The organism is Burkholderia sp. SIMBA_062 (assembly GCF_046534765.1).
In the GTDB taxonomy this organism is placed as follows: Bacteria; Pseudomonadota; Gammaproteobacteria; order Burkholderiales; family Burkholderiaceae; genus Burkholderia; species Burkholderia ambifaria.
The window spans coordinates 214,190-231,654 of sequence record NZ_JAWRYD010000008.1 but is presented as its reverse complement, the minus strand read 5'-3'; the positions used below and the strand labels follow the sequence as shown (position 1 = coordinate 231,654).

Sequence of the window (17,465 nt, the reverse complement as noted above, 5' to 3'; positions counted from 1 at the left end):
GGCCGGGCCGCATTGCGTGCGATGTGCGGCGTCGCGTACAATTGCCGCCAGCGGAGATGGCATGCCTCCCTGCGGTCGATCCCGGCGCCTCGCGTCCGGTTCGGCCCTCAACCGCCGGTTCGCCCGGCTGATGATGCCTGCGTGTTCCTGGGTCGTCAGGAGGTCGCAGGCCATCCATGCGGTATTCTGCCGCCCAGGTTTTGATGTCCTGTCGAATCTGGAAATCATGTTTTTCTCGACTTCTGCCGATTTTTTCGCGACCGTGCGCTACGTGTGCCGCTGGCTCGCGCTCTCCGTCTTGCTCGGCGCGCTGGCCGGCACGGCCTCCGCGTTGTTCCTGCTCGCGCTCGACTGGGCGACCGGCACGCGCGTCGCGCATCCGTGGCTGTTGTGGGGGCTGCCGGCCGCCGGCTTCGCGACCGGCTGGGTCTACCACCGGTTCGGCCAGTCGGTCGCGCGCGGCAACAACCTGCTGATCGACGAGATTCACGACCCGAAGGCGCTCGTGCCGAAGCGGATGGCGCCGCTCGTGCTCGTCGCGACCGTCGTCACGCATCTGTTCGGCGGATCGGCCGGCCGCGAGGGGACGGCCGTGCAGATGGGCGGCGCGCTCGCCGATCGCGTCACGCACCTGTTCCGGCTCGATCGCGAGCATCGGCGCGTGCTGCTGATGGGCGGCATCGCGGCCGGTTTCTCGTCGGTGTTCGGTACGCCGCTCGCGGGCGCCGTGTTCGGGCTCGAGGTGCTCGCGATCGGCCGCGTCCGGTACGACGCGCTGCTGACTTGCGTCGCGTCCGCGATCGTCGCGGATGTCGTGTGCCGCGCGTGGGGCGTGCATCACACCGTCTATGCGATTCCGTTCGTGCCGGCCGTGTCGGCGACGGGGCTGGCCGCGACGGTCGTCGCGGGTGTCGCGTTCGGCGTCGTCGGCCGGCTGTTCGCGTTCGCCACGCATGCGCTGACCGCGTGGTTCCGGCGCGTCGTCCGCCATGCGCCGCTGCAGCCGGTGGTCGGCGGCGTGCTGGTGGCCGTGGCGGCCACCGTGCTGAACGTGCCGCAGTATCTCGGTCTCGGGATTCCGACGATCGAGGCTGCGTTTCACGGGCCGCTGCCGGCTTACGATTTCGCGGGCAAGTTCGCGTTCACGGTCGTCACGCTCGCGTCGGGATTCAAGGGCGGCGAAGCGACGCCGCTGTTCTACATCGGCGCGACGCTCGGCAACGCGCTCGGGCAGGTGCTTGCGCTGCCGGTGCCGGTGCTCGCGGGGCTCGGCTTCGTCGCGGTGTTCGCGGGAGCGGCCAACACCCCGATCGCATCGACGATCATGGCGATCGAACTGTTCGGCGCGGATGTCGGCGTGTATGCGATCGTGGCCTGCGTGGTCGCCTATCTGTTTTCCGGGCACGCGGGGATCTATCGGTCGCAGCGCGTGGCGGTGGGGAAGGGCGCGCAGGTGGAGGCGGAGTGAAGCCGGCGCGCGGGGCGGCCGGGCAGCGCGTGTCGACGCAAACCGCTACCCGGCGGCCCCGCCGATCACCGGGAACGGGGCGGCCCGTTACTGCTTCGGCAGCCGCGCGACATTCCGGGCGAGCAGTTCCTCGATGGCGATGCCCTTCTCCGCGAGCAACGTCGTGACGACGCCGGTGAGCTCTCCGAGCGTTTCCTTGACCGACTCGCGGATCGTATCCACGACGACCTGGGTGCTGCGCTCGATCTCGATATTGACCTTGACGTCGACGCCTTTCGCATCGAAGGTGGTGGCGCGGCGCGTTTCGGGAATCAGCCAGACCTCGAACCAGCCTTCGTCGCGATTGACGTCCGACACGGTCAGACTGCAGCCGTTGATCGCGATATAGCCTTTCGCGAACACATAGCGTTTGAAATCGGCCGGCACGCCGATGCGGATCATCCGGTTGTGTTCGGAAGACGCGATGTGCAGGATGGTCCCCATGAAGTCGACGTGACCGGACAGCGGATGTCCGCCGATTTCCGCGCCGTCCTTCGCGGCCCGCTCCACGTTGATCCGGGCGCCGGTCGTCAGGTCGGCCAGCGTGGTGATTCTCAGGCTCGGCAACATCACGTCGAAGTCGATCAGTACCGGCGAGTGGATGGTCGTCACAGTGAGGCAGACGCCGTCGACCGAGACGCTCGCGCCGATCTCGATGTCGGCGGTGAACCGGTCGGGAAACTCGATGCTGAACGTTCTCAGTTCGCCGTGATCCTTGATGGCCTTGATGATGCCAACACCCTGAACAATGCCTGTAAACATGATCGATCCCTTGTCGCAATTGGCTGGCCGACATGATAAGTGATCCCGGCGGCGAGAACGCCGCGGCGCGCGGTTCGGCACCGGCGGGCATGCGGTGGACGCAAAAAAGGCCGTGCGCGCGGCACGGCCTCGATCCGGATCTGCGCCGACCCGATCCGGCGGCGATGACCGCGCCGCCGGGCCGGGCCGGGCCGCGTTGCGCCGCGACGCGCTTGCGTCACACCTTCGCCGGCTCCCCTAGCGGCCCGGCATCGCGATCCGCGAGGCGCCGCGGCGAATCGGCGAGCCCTTTTGCCAGCTCCAGCGCCTGCCGCTCGAACAGCCGGCGATACGTCCCGCCGTCGATGCGGATCAGCGCGTCGTGGCTGCCTTCCTCGATCACCTTGCCGCGATCGAGCACCAGCAGGCGGTCGAGCGAGCGCACCGTCGACAGCCGGTGCGCGACGACGAGCGTCGTGCGGCCGACCATCAGCCGCTCCATCGCCTGCTGGATCAGCAGCTCGCTTTCGCTGTCGAGGCTCGACGTCGCTTCGTCGAGGATCAGGATCGGCGCATCCGCGAGGAACGCACGCGCGATCGCGACGCGCTGGCGTTCGCCGCCCGACAGCTTGATCCCGCGCTCGCCGACGAGCGTGTCATAGCCGTCCGGCAGCGCGGCGATGAAGTCGTGCGCGCTGGCCAGACGCGCGGCGCGCTCGATCTCCGCGCGGCTCGCGTCGGGGCGTGCATACGCGATGTTCTCCGCCAGCGTGCGGTGGAACAGCACGGGCTCCTGCTGCACGATCGCGATCTGGCTGCGCAGCGAATCCTGCCGCACCTGCGCGATGTCCTGGCCGTCGATCGTGATGCGGCCGCCCGACACGTCGTACAGGCGCTGGATCAGCTTGATGAACGTCGTCTTGCCCGACCCGGAATGACCGACCAGGCCCACGCGCTCGCCGGGCGCGATGCGCATCGAGAAGTCGTCGTACAGCGCTACCGGATGATTGCCGTAGCGGAACGTCACGTGCTCGAAGCGGATCTCGCCTTGCCCGATCCGGATGGCCTGCGCGCCGGGACGATCGTCGATGCCGAGCGGCTGGCGCTCGAGCGCGACGAGTTCTTCCATGTCGTTGACCGAGCGCTGCAGGTTGCGGATATGCATGCCGACGTCGCGCAGGTAGCCCTGCAGCATGAAGAACATCGTCAGCGAGAACGCGATGTCGCCGACGCTCGCTTCGTCGTTCGCCCACAGCCGCAGCGCGACGCCGATCATCGCCGCCTGCATCGCGACGAGCATCGCGCCTTGCAGCCCGCCGTTGAGCGTGCCGCGCACCCACGTGCGGCGCGTGCGCTGACGCCACTTGCCGATCACGCGCGCGAGCCGCGCTTCCTCGCGCGTTTCCGCACCGAACGCCTTCACGACCGCGTTGCAGCTCACCGCGTCCGCGAGTGCGCCTCCCATGCGCGTGTCCCACATGTTGCCGAGTCGCGCGGCCGGCGCGACGATGCCGAGCGACACGGCGACCGTCACCGAGATGTACAGCAGCGAGCCCGCGCCGACGACGAACCCCATCACCGGCCAGTGCGTGCCGAGCAGCACGGTCGCGCCGACGAGCATCGTGACCGACGGCAGCAGCGCGATCAGCACCGTGTCGTTCAGCAGGTCGAGCGCCCAGATCCCGCGCGTGATCTTGCGCACGGTCGACCCCGCGAAGCTGTTCGCGTGCCAGTCGGTCGAGAAGCGCTGCACGCGATGGAACGATGCGGCGGCGATTTCGCTCATCATCTTCAGCGTGAGCGTGATGATGCTCAGGTAGACGCCTTGCCGCAGCAGCGTCGCGGCGATGCCGAGCGCGGCCAGCGTGCCGAATGCGGCGATGGCCGAATGCCACGCGGCGGCGCGGTCGGTCAGGCCGGTCGACAGCGCATCGACGAGGCGCCCGGCGAACAGCGGCGTGAGCACGTCGGCGAGCGCACCCAGCAGCGCCAGTGCCATGATCGTCGCGATGCGCACCGGCTGCTTGCGCCAGTAGCGGAAAGTGAAGCCGAAGACGGCCTGGAATGCCTGGCCGCCCAGATGGGTGGTTTTTCTGGTCATGTATCGTTGCCCGACGCATCGCGCGACGGGACTTTCCGGTTCGGAGAACGTCGAAAACGCAACAGCCGGGCCACGCGGACGACGCGGGCGGGACGAAACGGGCTGTCGGGAAAGTGCGCGGGCCGGCGGGTCAGCGGAGAACCCGGGAGCCGGCGCGGACGACGGGCTGGATCAGCCGCGTCGTGGGACCACGTTCGGGAAGGCTGCTGGCATTCGGAACATCTGCACCTCCCTGAAGTGAACGTTGAAAGGGCGTCGAAAAGACGTGTAGGGATTTTATCAGCAGTGCCGGACTCGCCGCAACGTCTGACGAATGCGGCGTTGCAGCGTCGATACGGTCGGCAGGCCGCGTTTCGGCCCTTTTCCCCGTGCACGTTCCGCGGTGCGGCGCCGCACCGGAAAAGGACCGGCGGGCCGCATCGATTACACTTTGCGGTTGCGCGCCGGCCGCCGCGGCCCCGCGGATTCACCCCGAACCATTCCTGAGGAAACGATGAGCGACGTTCAGCAAGGCATCCTGGCTCCGATCGACACGGCGGCCCGATACCTCACTTTCACGATTTCGAACAACGCCAATGTGGCAACGGCGTTGAAGGCATTGCGCGAGCTCGTCGACGGGCGCGGCACGGTCGCCGGCTTCGGGCATGCGCTGGCCGCGCACCTCGGACGCCCGGTTCCGGGCCTGACCGAATACCCGGCATTCGCGGTGAACGACCGCACGCTGCCGATCACGCCGGCCGACGTATGGGTCTGGCTGCGCGGTGACGATCGTGGCGATCTCGTGCTGCGTGCGCGGGCGATCGAGCGGGCGCTCGCGCCGGCATTCGCGCTGCAGGACGCGGTCGACGGGTTCCGCTATTCGAACGATCGCGATCTGTCGGGTTACGAGGACGGCACCGAGAACCCGACCGGCGACGACGCGCTCGCCGCGGCGATCGTCACGGGGCAGGGCGCCGGGCTCGACGGCTCGAGCTTCGTCGCGGTTCAGCAATGGTTGCACGACTTCGACCAGATGGAACGCATTGCGTCCGGCGACATGGATCACATCGTCGGACGCCGCCGCTCGGACAACGAGGAACTCGACGACGCACCCGCGTTCGCGCACGTGAAGCGCACCGCGCAGGAGAGCTTCGAGCCGGAGGCGTTCATGCTGCGCCGTTCGTCGCCGTGGTCCGATGCGCGTCGCGCGGGGCTCTACTTCGTCGCGTTCGGTGGCTCGTTCCGCGCGTTCGACGTGCAGATGCGCCGGATGAGCGGCGCGGACGACGGCATCGTCGACGGCCTGTTCCGCTTCACGCGGCCGCTGACGGGCGCGTATTTCTGGTGTCCGCCGGTGAAGGACGGCAAGCTGGACCTGTCCGCGCTCGGACTGTAAGCGTCGGACGATATCCGCAAACGGGCGGGCCGCGCATCGTGCGCGGCCCGCCCGTTTTGTTTGTGATGCGTCGATCGCGTGCGGCGCCGCGGTGCGAATGCCGTTCGACTCCGTGCTCCCGGCACGCCCGGCATGGCGCGCGTCAGTTCAGCGTCGTTTCGATGCGCGTGCCGCGCTTGATGAACAGCGTTACCGGCGTCTTCTCGCAGATTTCCGCGAGACGCTGGCGCTGCGCGTCGTCGAGCGGACCATCGAGCGTGACGGTGCGGCGCACGTATTGCTGGCCTTCGCGATCGGCATGGAGCTCGGTATGCACGTCGATGCGCACGGCCGGCCACGTCTTGCGCTGCATGTACATGCGCAGCGTGGCGGCCGTGCATTGCGCGAGGCCGGCGAGCACGAACTCGAACGGCGCCGGCCCGAGGCCCTGGCCGCCTTCGCGCGGCGCTTCGTCGCCGGTCAGCGCATGCGTGCCGGCCTGCAGCTGGACGACGTAGTCGGGCGCGTCGGCGGCGAGGGCGGCGGCAGCGTGGATGAGCGGCATGGCAAATCTCCGTTAAGCGGGAAAGAGAGGCCGCGACGATGCGCGGCGTACGAGCCGTCAGCATACCGTCCCGGCAAAAAGCACGGGCGCTGCGCGCTTCGACGAGGCTCGACCGGATCAGCAGCCGACGCCGGCAGTCCTGCGCACGAGCGTGGCGACGCGTTCGCGTACCCACTGATGCGCGCGGTCGGTCTCGCGCGATTCGTGCCAGTACGCGAGCAGCGGAAACGGTTTGAGCCGCAGCGGCAGCGGCTGCACGGCGACCGGCAGCAACGCCGCCATGAGCCGCGCATACGAGCGCGGCAGCGTCAGCAGCAGGTCGCCCGCCGCCGCGATCTGGCACGCGGCGAAATAATGCTGGCACACGAGCTGGATGTGCCGGAAGCGCCCGTCGTTGCCGAGCAGCACGTCGAGCGATTGCGGTTCGCCGAGCGGCGACACCGCGATATGCCGCGCGGCGAAATAATCGGCGCGCCGCAGCGGGCCGTTCGTCAGCGGATGATCGTGCCGCATCGCGACGGCGAGCGAATCGTCGAGCAGGTGTTCGGTCGCGATGCGCGGGCCGGTTTGCACGCGTCGATCGACGGCGAGATCGAGATTGCCCGACGCGAGTTCGCGTTCGATGTCGTGCACCGCGACGCGGCGGCTCACGAATCGCAGGCCGGGCGCTTCGTCGGCGAACGCGGCGACGATCTGCGGCAGCGCGATCGATTCGAGCACGTCGCGAATGCCGACCGCGATGCTCAGGTCGAGCGTCGCCGGGTCGAACGCCGACGGGTCGCGCGCGGTGCGCTGCAGTCCGGCGAGGTGAAGCTGCACGTCCGCGATGATCGCGCGCGTGCGCTCGGTCGGTACGACGCGGTTGCCCTGGCGGACGAACAGCGGGTCGTCGAAATGCGCGCGCAGCCGGTTGAGCGCATGCGTGACGGCCGGCTGCGTCAGGTGCAGCGCGCGGGCGGCCGCGCCGATGCCGCCGTTCACGTAGACGGCATCGAGCACGCGGAACAGGTTCAGGTCGAGACGATGATCGGCGGGCACGGACGCGGAACCGAAGTGGGAATGGGTCCGATTCTAGAACGGCCCGACCGTGCTCGCCGAGCGCGCGGGCACGTGGGCGGTCGAACGTCGCGCCGTCGGTCAGTACCGATATCTGCGTTTTGGTGTGCGACAACGTTTGCATGGATCGAATTACGCATTCCGACGCACTTTCGTGGATGCCGGGCAAATAAGAAAATGCGAAGCCGGGATGCACGGCGTGTTTCTAATCCTGCAAAGAGAATTCGATTTTTCGTCTTCGTACCTGAAACCGCGTGCGTTACGCCACATGTTACGGGGCGCGTAACGTAACGACGGGCTTGCAACGCGTCACGCGCGTCGCTCACCGCGCAATCCGATTCCTGAAGGACGTCGCGTAATCCACGGATTTCGCGAGGATTTCCATCGGATATGGAACGGACGTGCATCCGCATTTTGAGATTGGCATGCTTTCTGCTTATTTCCGTGCGTGCCGCAGTATTTAACATCAATAACATCAAGACCAATCATGAAATCAATTCCTACTTTAGGTGTCGGCGCCGGGGAAATGCCGTCGATGCCATCCATTCGCCCTGCAAGCAGCAGGCGGGTAGTCCCGCAGATGCAGCAGCACCGGGGCCCGCATCCCTGATTTAACCGTCGATCGCATCACGGCATACGCCGCTTTACCGCGCAGGCGACGCGGCGTACGCGCACGCGGCAATGCGTGCGTCATGCTGTGATTGCCAGTCCGGATCAATAAGGTGAAGTCGTCGTTTTCCGTCTCATGGAAAACGATGAAGAGGAGTCCTGATATGACGATCTGCTATCGGGCGGCATCCGGATTGCCGCGGCGCGCAGTGGCGGCACCGCGCGTCGAATGGACTCGGTGCGGGTATGCCGGCGTCGTCGATCACGTCGCGAATGCGGGGGCAAGATGAGCGAAACGCCACATGTCGAGTACAGGACGGTTGCGGCGAGTGCCCCAGGGGCCGCCGCGCGTTCGGTCGATCTGATGCTGATCGTGTTCGGTGCGGTGCTGGCTGCGCACTTGCGGTTCGCCGCGGTCGTGAATGTCCGGCTCGACGCATCGGTCGTTGCGTTCTCGTGTGCGTTTTCGTTGATGCTGTTTCCGATGTTCGGCGTGTACCAGTCGTGGCGCGGGCGTTCGCCGTACAGGCTTGCCGGGAGACTGGCGCTGGCCTGGCTGATCGCGCAGGGTGGCGCGCTGGTGGTGACGTTCACGCTTCACCAGTCGGAGGCGGTGTCGCGGCTGTGGTTTGCATACTGGACGGGCATGACGGGTACCGCACTCGTCGTGGTGAGACTCGCCGTACACGCGATGCTGCGCCGGTTGCGGCATGCGGGGATGAACCTTCGATCGGTCGCTGTCGTCGGGCGGGGCGAATATTGCCGTCGCGTATTGGGCACGATCGCGCGCTCGCCTGAGAGCGGATTTCGTGCGGCAGCGGTATTCGACGTCGATCGCGCCGCGTCCGGGCCGGTGTCGGGCATCGCGACTTTCGAGAGCGATGCCGCATTCATTGCCTATGTGCGCCAGCAAGGCATGCGCGAATTGTGGCTTGCGCTGCCGTTGTCGGAGGAGCGCACGATCCTGCGCTTCGTATCCGAATTCCGCGACGAACTCGTGAACATCCGCTTCATGCCGGACGTCAGTGCGCTGTCGTTGTTCGACAGTGCACTCACGGACGTGCTTGGCGTGCCGGCGATCAATCTCGCCGCGTCGCCTCTGCCGCCGCACGCGCTGCTGAGCAAGGAGATTTTCGATCGATGCTTCGCGGCATTCGCGCTCGTGGCGCTGATGCCGGCGATGCTGGTCATCGCGTTGACCGTCAAGGCGACGTCGCGCGGGCCGGTGTTTTTCAGGCAGCGCCGCAAGGGCGCGGACGGCCGCGTGTTCCGCATCTACAAATTTCGCACGATGCGGCTGCACGCGGAGCAGCCGGGCATCGTCAGGCAGGCGACCCGTCACGATGCGCGCATCACACCGCTGGGGCGGTTCCTGCGGCGCACGAGTCTCGACGAACTGCCGCAGTTCATCAACGTGCTGCAGGGCGACATGTCGATCGTCGGGCCGCGCCCGCACGCGCTGGAGCATGACGAGCTGTATCGCAAGGTCGTCGATCGCTACATCCAGCGCTACCGGATCAAGCCGGGCATGACAGGCTGGGCGCAGGTCAACGGCTATCGCGGTGAAACCGATCGCCTCGAAAAGATGCAGGGGCGGGTCGAGCACGATCTCTACTACCTGCAGAACTGGTCGTTCGGGCTGGACATGCGGATTGTGGGGGCCACGATTCTGAAAGGGTTCGCGGGGAGCAATGCGTATTGATGGCGCGGCGGCGCGAGGGTTCGTGCCGGGTCGGAGTGCCGCTGGAGCGACGAGGGGCGGCGGGTGTGTACAAGAACGTCGATGAAATCGGAATCATGAACAATCGAGTGAAACAAGCTGTCCATTCCGGCTCGCCTGGCCTGCGCGGTCGCTGGACAACCACGCTCATCGCCGGCGCATGTCTGGTTTTGTCCGGATGTGCAGTCGCGCCGGGGATGCGCATGACCGGACCCGCGACGCTCGCGGTATCCGGCGGAGACGGGAAGGTTCCTGCGGAGTCGATGCGGATTCCGATCGAAGAGATCAACGCGACCCTGATTCGCCAACTCGGCGCGGCCGCGAGCAGCGACGACGGCGCGCGTTTCAAAGCGCTTGCCGGAAAGGCGCAACCCTATACGCTGGGGGCCGGCGACGTTCTTCAGATCACCGTCTGGGATCATCCGGAACTGACGCAGGCGCAGGGCGCGCCGCAACAGACCAACGGACGACCGTTCGATCCGCCTCAAGGTTTCGTCGTCGATTACGTTGGCAACGTGCAGGTGCCGTATGCGGGGAACGTGCGGGTGGCCGGACTGACGATCGACGACGCACGCAACGCGATCACCCATGCGATGGCACGCTACTTTGTCACGCCGAAGATCATGGTCCGGGTCGCATCGTTCAGGGCGAAGCAAGTCTACGTCGACGGCGAGGTTCGTACGCCGGGCAATGTACCGATCAACGATATTCCGATGACATTGTTCGAGGCGGTCAATCGGGCGGGCGGATTCGCACCGACGGCGGATCAGAGCCATCTGGTCCTCGTGCGCGATGGCGTGTCGTACCCGCTCGACCTCCCGGGCATGCTTGTACGCGACGTGAATCCCGCGTCGATTCTGCTGCGCGACGGCGATTCGCTTCGGGTCGTGCCGCGCGAGGACAACGGCGTCTACGTGATGGGCGAGGTCACCAGGCCGGTGACGGCACTGCCGCTGCGAACCGGCAAGCTGACCCTGAGCGATGCACTGTCCCAGGCCGGCAGCCTCAACAGCGCGAGCGCCGACGCCGCGCAGCTCTACGTGATCCGCGGCGCGCAGGGCGAAGCGCCGCAGGTCTATCACCTGGATGCGCGATCGCCGGTATCGATGGTGCTCGCGAACCAGTTCGAGTTGCGACCGAAAGATGTCGTCTATGTCGACGGGAACGGGCTCGTCCGGTTCAGCCGGGTTCTGAGCTTGTTGTTGCCCGCGATCAATGCGGGCATGACCGCGGCAATCGTCTCGAAATGATCAAGCATCTGCTCGTCGTCTGCCACGGCAACGTGTGTCGCAGCCCGATGGCGCAGGGCTTGTTCCAGCGCTTGCTTCCCGACGTGTCGGTCTCGTCGGCCGGCCTGTCGGCCCGCGACGGTATGGCGATCGACGCCGTTGCCGCGGCGCTGCTGAAGGCACGGGAAATCGACATGTCCGGACATCGCGCGAGGCGTCTCGACGAGCGCATGTGCAGCGCGGCGGACCTGATTCTCGTGATGGAGCTCGAGCAACGCAAGGCGATCGAGCGTTTCCACCCGGCGGCGCGAGGGCGCATCTATCGCATCGCCGAAGCCTTTCCATCCGATGTGGCGGATCCGTATCGCCGTTCGCAGCGCAGTTACGACTATGCGCTGACGCTGATCGAGCACGGCGTCAACGACTGGGTCGAGCGCATCGGCAACCTGATCGAGCGTGCCCGTTGAGCCACCCGGCTCGCGAGCGCAAGGATATCGGCAGTCACCATGAACTCCATGAAAGCAACACCCCATTTCTCGCGAGACTCGGACGAAGTCGACATTCGAGGCATCGCCGACATGATGATCAAGAACGCCAGGATCATCGGCATCGTGACGTGCGCGTTCGTCCTGTTCGGCGGGCTCTACACGCTCGTCGCGAAACCGGTGTACAGCGTCGACATCGTCGTGCAGGTCGAGAGCAACGGCGCCGACATGATGGGCGGCGCGGCGGGTAGTCTCGTCGGCGGTCTCAGCTCGCTGTTCGACGTCAAGTCGACGGATGACGGCGAAATGGAAATCCTGCGATCCAGACTCGTCGCCGAACCGGTCGTTGTCGATCAGCACCTGGCCATTGAAGCGAGGCCGAACCACTTCCCGATCGTCGGTGCGGTGATCGCACGCTTCAACAAGAAGCTCTCGAGCCCGGGACTGCTGGGGATAGGCGGGTACGTATGGGGCGGCGAACGCATTTCGGTTCCGACGTTCGAGGTGCCGCGGGATTTTCTCGAGGACCGGTTCTTCGTGACGTTCCTGGGTGACGGCCAATATCGTCTTTCGGGTGGCGATCTGGACGCCGATGCAGTCGGCCGTGTCGGCGTGCCGTTGCACGTCGGAACGCCGGCCGGCGATGTGACGCTGACGGTGGCGGCGATCGAAGGGCGCCCGGGCGCCCAATTCGTCCTGAAGGCATTCTCGAAACAGAAAATGCTGACGAAGCTCCAGAAGGCCCTGACGATCACCGAAAAGGGCAAGGATCAGTCCGGCGTCATCGGCGTCACGTATGAGAGCGACGACCCGGTCCTGGGGGCCGGCGTACTGAACGAAATCGCGGACAACTACGTCCGCCAGAATGCCGATCGGAAAGCGGCGACCGCCGAGAAATCGCTGCGATTTCTGAATGAGCAGATTCCCGACGTCGAGAAGCAGTTGCGCGCGGTCGAGGATCGCCTGAACGCCTACCAGACCAAGCATGAAGTGATCGACCTGACCGAGCAGGCGAAGTCCATGCTGAATCAGTCGGTCAGCGCGCAGACGTCGTTGTTCGAACTGGAGCAGAAGCGCAAGGCGCTGGCGTCGATGTACACCCCCGAGCACCCGCAACTCGCGTCGCTCGACCAGCAGATTGCCGCGGCCAAGGCCAACACCGGCACGTTCAACGACGCGATCCAGCGCCTGCCCGACGCGCAACAGAACATCGTCCGGCTGCGACGCGACGTGACCGTTCAGACGGAAATCTACGTCGGGCTCCTCAACAGCATCCAGCAGTTGCGGCTCGCGACAGCCAGCAAGATCGGCAACGTGCGCGTCATCGACCACGCGATCGTGCCGGATCAGCCGGTCTGGCCGAAGCCGGTGCTTGTCGTCGTGCTGGCTGCCGTGGTCGGCCTGGTGGTTGGGGCGTGCGTCGCGATCGCGCGAGCGGTGCTCTTCGGCGGGGTGACCGATCCGTCGGAGATCGAGCGCGACGGTGGTCTGAACGTCATCGCGACGATTCCGCTGAGCCCGGTTCAGCGTCAACTGACGCGGGCCGGTGCGGGCGCGAGCCAGGACGCGACGATCCTGGCATTGGCGCGGCCGCACGAGCCGGCGGTGGAGGCGCTGCGAAGCCTGTGCACGGCGCTGCAGTTTCTACTGCTCGAGCGGCCGAAGAACAACGTGGTGCTAATCACGGGGCCGGCTGCCGGCATCGGCAAATCGTTCATCTCGGCAAACGTCGCGGCGCTTCTCGGGCAGTCGAACAAGCGCGTGCTGCTGATCGACGGCGATCTGCGGCGTGGGCGTCTCGCAAAGGATTTCGGGATTCAGTCGACGCCCGGCTTGTCCAGCGTGCTGCGCGGCGAAGCCACGGTCGATCAGGCGATCGTGCGCGGTGTGACTCCGCAGGTCGATTTCCTGCCCACCGGCCCGCGCGTGGGGCAACCGGTCGAACTCTTCGCGTCCAACGACCTCGCCAGGGTGCTCGCGGACGTTTCGCATCGCTATGACATCGTCCTGCTCGATGCGCCGCCGCTGCTGCCGGTCACCGATGCGACGGTGTTTGCGCTGCACGCGGGCACGATCCTGCTTGCCGCACGTTCCGGCATGACGAGTCAGGGCGAGATTCTCGAGTCGGTGAAGCGGATCGAGCGCGTCGGCGCCACGGTAACGGGCGTCGTGTTCAACGGCTTCAGGCCGGGGCTGCGATCCGCGCAGTACGGGAACTACGGCGCGTATGCGTACGAAGGCGCCGAGGTCGAAGCGCGTGTCGAGCGGATGTGAGCCGTTCAGGGAGAAGCCGATGACCGTCCGCCATGAAAACATTCTCGTCACGTTCGGCACGCGCCCGGAAGCCATCAAGATGGCGCCCGTCGTGCGCCGCCTGAAGTCCCGCGTCGGCGTGCGATGCGCGGTATGCGTGACCGCGCAGCATCGGCAGATGCTCGATCAGGTGCTCGGGCTGTTCGGCATCGTGCCCGATTTCGATCTCGACCTGATGCGCAACGGGCAGACGCTCGGCAATCTGACCGGGCAGATCCTGACGTCGCTCGATCCGGTGCTCGAGTCGTTCCGGCCGGATCTCGTGCTGGTGCATGGAGACACCACGACGACGCTGGGTGCTTCGCTTGCGGCCTACTACCGCCGCATTCCGGTCGGACACGTGGAAGCCGGCCTGCGGACGGGGAACTTGTACGCACCCTGGCCGGAGGAGGCCAACCGCAAAATGACCGGCGCGCTCGCGTTACATCATTTCGCGCCGACCGAAACGTCGAAGGCGAACTTGCTGTCCGAGGGCGTGTGTGCCGACCGGATTCACGTGACGGGCAACACGGTCATCGACGCGCTGCTGACGGTGACCGAACGATTGACATGCGAGCCGGAACTGGCCTCGCGAATGCGTGCCGCATTTCCGTTCCTGAGCGACGAGCGCCGAATGATTCTCGTCACGGGGCACCGGCGCGAGAATTTCGGCTCGGGCTTCGAACAGATCTGCGATGCACTGGCGACGATCGCGACGCGCTTTCCCGAGTGCCGGATCGTCTATCCGATGCATCTCAATCCGAACGTCCGCGAGCCGGTGACGCGCATGCTCGGCGACAGTGAAAACATCATCCTGATCGAGCCTCAGGAGTATCTGCAGTTCGTCTATCTGATGAGTCGCGCGTGGCTGATCCTGACCGATTCGGGAGGCATACAGGAGGAAGCGCCGTCGCTCGGCAAGCCGGTCCTCGTGATGCGCGACACGACGGAGCGTCCGGAAGCCGTCGCGGCCGGCACGGTCCGTCTGGTCGGCACCGACGCGCACCGGCTGGTGAGCGAGGTCACGCAGCTGTGGGAGTGCCCGGACGTGTACCGCTCGATGAGCCGGGCGCACAACCCGTACGGCGACGGCCACGCAAGCGAGCGCATCGTCGACCTGCTGACGTGCGCCCCGTCCGATTCCCGCACGATGGCAGCGTTGGCCGGCCGGCTTGTGTGAAGCCCAATCACGATACAGCGAGATCCAATCATGTCTTTCGATGTCATTTCCGTAATCGGCCTCGGCTACATCGGTTTGCCGACTGCCGCTGCATTTGCGGCGCGACGTAAATCGGTGGTCGGCGTCGACGTCAACCGCGCGACGGTCGACACGATCAATCGCGGCGAGGTGCATATCGTCGAGCCGGAGCTCGACATGCTCGTGCGCGCGGCGGTGACGCAAGGACACCTGCGGGCGACCGACACGATCGAGCCGGCCGATGCCTTCCTGATCGCGGTGCCGACGCCGTTCGCCGCAGGACACAAGCCGGATCTGACTTATGTCGAAGCGGCAAGCCGCGCGATCGGACCGGTTCTGAAGAAGGGCGATCTCATCGTGCTGGAATCGACGTCCCCGGTCGGCACGACGGAGAAGATCGCCGCCTGGCTGGCCGCGATGCGGCCCGATCTCACGTTCCCACAGCAGGCCGGCGAGCAGTCGGATATCCGGATAGCCCACTGCCCGGAGCGCGTCCTGCCGGGGCACGTGATTCGCGAGCTGGTGGAAAACGATCGTGTGATCGGCGGCATGACCCGCCGGTGCAGCGAGCTGGCTGCCGAACTGTATCGGGTCTTCGTGCGCGGCGAGTGCGTATTGACCGACGCGCGGACAGCCGAGATGTGCAAGCTGACCGAGAACTCGTTTCGCGACGTCAATATCGCGTTCGCCAATGAACTGTCGGTCATCTGCGAGTCGCTCGATATCAACGTGTGGGAACTGATCCGGCTATCGAACCGGCATCCGCGCGTCGACATCCTGCAACCGGGGCCCGGCGTGGGCGGACACTGCATCGCCGTGGATCCGTGGTTCATCGTCGACTCCGCGCCCGAGCACGCGCGCCTGATCCGCACCGCGCGTACCGTCAACGACGACAAGCCGAACTACGTACTGGACCGCATCGAGCATGTCGCGAAACGCTTTCGCGAGCCGGTGATCGCATGCTTTGGCCTCGCGTTCAAGGCCGACATCGACGACCTGCGCGAAAGCCCCGCGGTGGGCATCGTCCGGGAACTGGCGAATCGCGAGATCGGGCAGGTCATCGCCGTCGAACCGAACATCCGTCAGCTCCCCGCGTCGCTGGAAGGACGCGTGATGCTCGGCGAAATCGCCGACGCGCTTGCGCGTGCGGATATCGTGGTCATTCTCGTCGATCACCGACAATTCAAGCGGATCGATCCGATGAAGCTGCACACGAAGATCGTGATCGATACGCGCGGGTTGCTGGCGCGCGAACGGCAGGTGGCCTGATCCGATGACGGCACGCATGTCGAACGCAACCCGTGCGATGACTTCGTCCGGCTCGCGGCCGGGCGCGGTGGGGCTCGGCCGCAATCTTGCCGCGATGCTGCTGTGGCAGATCGGCATGTATGTCGTTCCGCTCGCCACGTTTCCATATCTGACGCGGGTGCTCGGCCCGGCACAGTTCGGCGTGGTCGGCTATGTGACGGCGCTGACGGTGTATGGAACGATACTGACCGAGTGGGGGTTCAACCTGAGCGGCCCGCGAGCGGTCGCGCAATACCGTGGCGATGCGCGGCGGTTGAGCGAGCTGGTCTGGTCGATCGTCGGCGCGAAGGCGTGCCTGTGCGTGGCTTCGTGTGCGATTCTGGCCGTCGTGCTGCGGGTCGACCGCACGCTCGCCGCCATGTCCACGGCGATCTGGATCGGCTGGCTGGGTGTGATCGCGAACGTCTGGACGCTCAACTGGCTGTTGCAGGGCCTCGAGCGGTTCTCGTCATTCACCGTCGTCGCGCTGGCAAGCCGGTTCGTCGCGCTACCGCTGACATTCTGGCTGGTCCGCTCGCCGGCTGACGTCGACATGGCGATCGCGATTCAGTCGCTGACGTCGGTGCTCGCGGCAGGCGGGTCGATGCTGATGGCCCGTCGCCTGGGATTGCTGGGCTACCGGCGTCTTTCCTGGCGCGCGATTCGCGCGCAGTTGATGGCGGGTGCCGACATGTTCGTCTCGACCGCGTCGGTCAGCCTGTTCAGTGCCGCCAATACGGTGATCGTCGGCGCGATCGCCGGGCCGTATCAGGTGGGAGTGTACGCCGCCGCGGACAAGCTCAAGACCGCGGGCAACATGGTGCCGGCCCAGATCAACACCGTTCTCTACTCGCGCATTTCCGCGCTATTCGCGGATCGGCAGCCCGAAGGCGCGCGCGCGGCGGCGCGCCTCACGGTATCCGGCGGCATCGCGATCGTGTTCGTGACGGGTATCGGCATCGCGATCTGCCTGTCGATGTCGGACATGCTGACCCGGCTCGTGCTGGGAGAGAAGTTCGCCGGCGCGTCGTCGGTCGTGAATGTGCTCTGCCTGTCGACATTGTTCGGCAATCTTGCCTATTTCCTCGGCCTCCAGGTGCTGGTGCCGTTCGGCGGCACGCGGCGACGCGCCCGTGTGATGCTCGCGGCGGGATTGCTGAACGTATTGCTTGCACTGCTGCTGGTTCCGCGATCCGGCGCCGTCGGCGCAGCTGTCGCGTACCTGATTGCCGAGATCGCATTGCTCGTGACCTTCGCGATCTGGACCGTCCGCTCGGCGACGCTGCGCGAACACTTCGCGCGACGGGCGAAGGCATGAGGG

General features: G+C 66.1%; 14 protein-coding genes and 1 riboswitch. Of the genes, 9 read left to right on the top strand and 5 right to left on the bottom strand.

Annotated features, from left to right (window positions below):
* Nucleotides 1-43 precede the first annotated feature (43 nt).
* Nucleotides 44-147, top strand: a riboswitch (Fluoride riboswitch).
* Between the two features lie 79 nt (nucleotides 148-226).
* Entirely contained in the window at nucleotides 227-1,468 is a 1,242-nt protein-coding gene (locus SB786_RS11395) for a voltage-gated chloride channel family protein (protein WP_410727536.1), read from the top strand.
* Between the two features lie 87 nt (nucleotides 1,469-1,555).
* On the opposite strand, the gene SB786_RS11390 is transcribed toward SB786_RS11395, so the two are convergent.
* Both SB786_RS11390 and SB786_RS11385 read right to left on the bottom strand, forming a co-directional pair.
* Entirely contained in the window at nucleotides 1,556-2,269 is a 714-nt protein-coding gene (locus SB786_RS11390; protein WP_410727562.1) for a riboflavin synthase subunit alpha, read from the bottom strand.
* 217 nt (nucleotides 2,270-2,486) lie between these two features.
* Nucleotides 2,487-4,349, bottom strand: coding sequence for an ABC transporter ATP-binding protein (locus SB786_RS11385; protein ID WP_410727535.1), 1,863 nt, complete (start codon nucleotides 4,347-4,349; stop codon nucleotides 2,487-2,489).
* A 493-nt stretch (nucleotides 4,350-4,842) separates the two neighbouring features.
* Here SB786_RS11385 and SB786_RS11380 point away from each other — a divergent pair, with 493 nt between their 5' ends.
* Complete coding sequence (locus tag SB786_RS11380; RefSeq protein ID WP_410727534.1) at nucleotides 4,843-5,724, top strand: Dyp-type peroxidase; 882 nt, start codon at nucleotides 4,843-4,845, stop codon at nucleotides 5,722-5,724.
* 142 nt (nucleotides 5,725-5,866) lie between these two features.
* On the opposite strand, the gene SB786_RS11375 is transcribed toward SB786_RS11380, so the two are convergent.
* The 3 genes from SB786_RS11375 to SB786_RS11365 form a co-directional block, all read right to left on the bottom strand.
* Entirely contained in the window at nucleotides 5,867-6,268 is a 402-nt protein-coding gene (locus SB786_RS11375; RefSeq protein WP_006758771.1) for an OsmC family protein, read from the bottom strand.
* Between the two features lie 117 nt (nucleotides 6,269-6,385).
* Complete coding sequence (locus SB786_RS11370; protein ID WP_410727533.1) at nucleotides 6,386-7,306, bottom strand: LysR family transcriptional regulator; 921 nt, start codon at nucleotides 7,304-7,306, stop codon at nucleotides 6,386-6,388.
* Nucleotides 7,307-7,633: 327 nt separating this feature from the next.
* A complete protein-coding gene (locus tag SB786_RS11365) occupies nucleotides 7,634-7,870 on the bottom strand; it encodes a hypothetical protein (RefSeq protein ID WP_410727532.1) in 237 nt (78 codons plus the stop codon).
* A 349-nt stretch (nucleotides 7,871-8,219) separates the two neighbouring features.
* On the opposite strand from SB786_RS11365, the gene SB786_RS11360 reads away from it, so the two are divergent.
* The 7 genes from SB786_RS11360 to SB786_RS11330 all read left to right on the top strand — a co-directional run bounded on the left by SB786_RS11360 (nucleotide 8,220) and on the right by SB786_RS11330 (nucleotide 17,462).
* On the top strand, nucleotides 8,220-9,635 hold the full coding sequence (locus tag SB786_RS11360) for an undecaprenyl-phosphate glucose phosphotransferase (RefSeq protein ID WP_410727531.1): 1,416 nt from the start codon (nucleotides 8,220-8,222) through the stop codon (nucleotides 9,633-9,635).
* A 221-nt stretch (nucleotides 9,636-9,856) separates the two neighbouring features.
* Nucleotides 9,857-10,903 carry a polysaccharide biosynthesis/export family protein gene (locus SB786_RS11355; RefSeq protein WP_410727561.1) on the top strand — a complete coding sequence of 349 codons (1,047 nt, stop codon included), beginning with the start codon at nucleotides 9,857-9,859 and terminating at the stop codon, nucleotides 10,901-10,903.
* Nucleotides 10,900-11,349 (top strand): low molecular weight protein-tyrosine-phosphatase, encoded by a 450-nt coding sequence (locus tag SB786_RS11350; RefSeq protein WP_410727530.1) that lies wholly within the window; start codon nucleotides 10,900-10,902, stop codon nucleotides 11,347-11,349. Before SB786_RS11355 ends, SB786_RS11350 begins: the two co-directional genes overlap by 4 nt.
* Nucleotides 11,350-11,388: 39 nt before the next feature.
* Complete coding sequence (locus tag SB786_RS11345; RefSeq protein ID WP_410727529.1) at nucleotides 11,389-13,641, top strand: polysaccharide biosynthesis tyrosine autokinase; 2,253 nt, start codon at nucleotides 11,389-11,391, stop codon at nucleotides 13,639-13,641.
* A gap of 19 nt (nucleotides 13,642-13,660) precedes the next feature.
* Nucleotides 13,661-14,839, top strand: coding sequence for a non-hydrolyzing UDP-N-acetylglucosamine 2-epimerase (wecB, locus tag SB786_RS11340; protein WP_410727528.1), 1,179 nt, complete (start codon nucleotides 13,661-13,663; stop codon nucleotides 14,837-14,839).
* Between the two features lie 30 nt (nucleotides 14,840-14,869).
* Entirely contained in the window at nucleotides 14,870-16,126 is a 1,257-nt protein-coding gene (gene wecC, locus SB786_RS11335) for a UDP-N-acetyl-D-mannosamine dehydrogenase (protein WP_410727527.1), read from the top strand.
* 16 nt (nucleotides 16,127-16,142) lie between these two features.
* Nucleotides 16,143-17,462: an oligosaccharide flippase family protein gene (locus SB786_RS11330; RefSeq protein WP_410727526.1), complete on the top strand. Its 1,320-nt coding sequence runs from the start codon at nucleotides 16,143-16,145 to the stop codon at nucleotides 17,460-17,462.
* Nucleotides 17,463-17,465 lie beyond the last annotated feature (3 nt).

Excerpts from the sequence above, each read along its gene's own strand:
- SB786_RS11360 (WP_410727531.1), top strand. The coding sequence starts at position 8,220 with ATGAGCGAAACGCCACATGTCGAGTACAGGACGGTTGCGGCGAGTGCC.
- SB786_RS11355 (WP_410727561.1), top strand. The coding sequence starts at position 9,857 with ATGACCGGACCCGCGACGCTCGCGGTATCCGGCGGAGACGGGAAGGTT.
- SB786_RS11380 (WP_410727534.1), top strand. The coding sequence starts at position 4,843 with ATGAGCGACGTTCAGCAAGGCATCCTGGCTCCGATCGACACGGCGGCC.
- SB786_RS11395 (WP_410727536.1), top strand. The coding sequence starts at position 227 with ATGTTTTTCTCGACTTCTGCCGATTTTTTCGCGACCGTGCGCTACGTG.
- SB786_RS11330 (WP_410727526.1), top strand. The coding sequence starts at position 16,143 with ATGTCGAACGCAACCCGTGCGATGACTTCGTCCGGCTCGCGGCCGGGC.
- wecC (WP_410727527.1), top strand. The coding sequence starts at position 14,870 with ATGTCTTTCGATGTCATTTCCGTAATCGGCCTCGGCTACATCGGTTTG.
- wecB (WP_410727528.1), top strand. The coding sequence starts at position 13,661 with ATGACCGTCCGCCATGAAAACATTCTCGTCACGTTCGGCACGCGCCCG.
- SB786_RS11390 (WP_410727562.1), bottom strand. The coding sequence starts at position 2,269 with ATGTTTACAGGCATTGTTCAGGGTGTTGGCATCATCAAGGCCATCAAG.
- SB786_RS11385 (WP_410727535.1), bottom strand. The coding sequence starts at position 4,349 with ATGACCAGAAAAACCACCCATCTGGGCGGCCAGGCATTCCAGGCCGTC.
- SB786_RS11365 (WP_410727532.1), bottom strand. The coding sequence starts at position 7,870 with ATGGATGGCATCGACGGCATTTCCCCGGCGCCGACACCTAAAGTAGGA.
- SB786_RS11350 (WP_410727530.1), top strand. The coding sequence starts at position 10,900 with ATGATCAAGCATCTGCTCGTCGTCTGCCACGGCAACGTGTGTCGCAGC.
- SB786_RS11345 (WP_410727529.1), top strand. The coding sequence starts at position 11,389 with ATGAACTCCATGAAAGCAACACCCCATTTCTCGCGAGACTCGGACGAA.
- SB786_RS11375 (WP_006758771.1), bottom strand. The coding sequence starts at position 6,268 with ATGCCGCTCATCCACGCTGCCGCCGCCCTCGCCGCCGACGCGCCCGAC.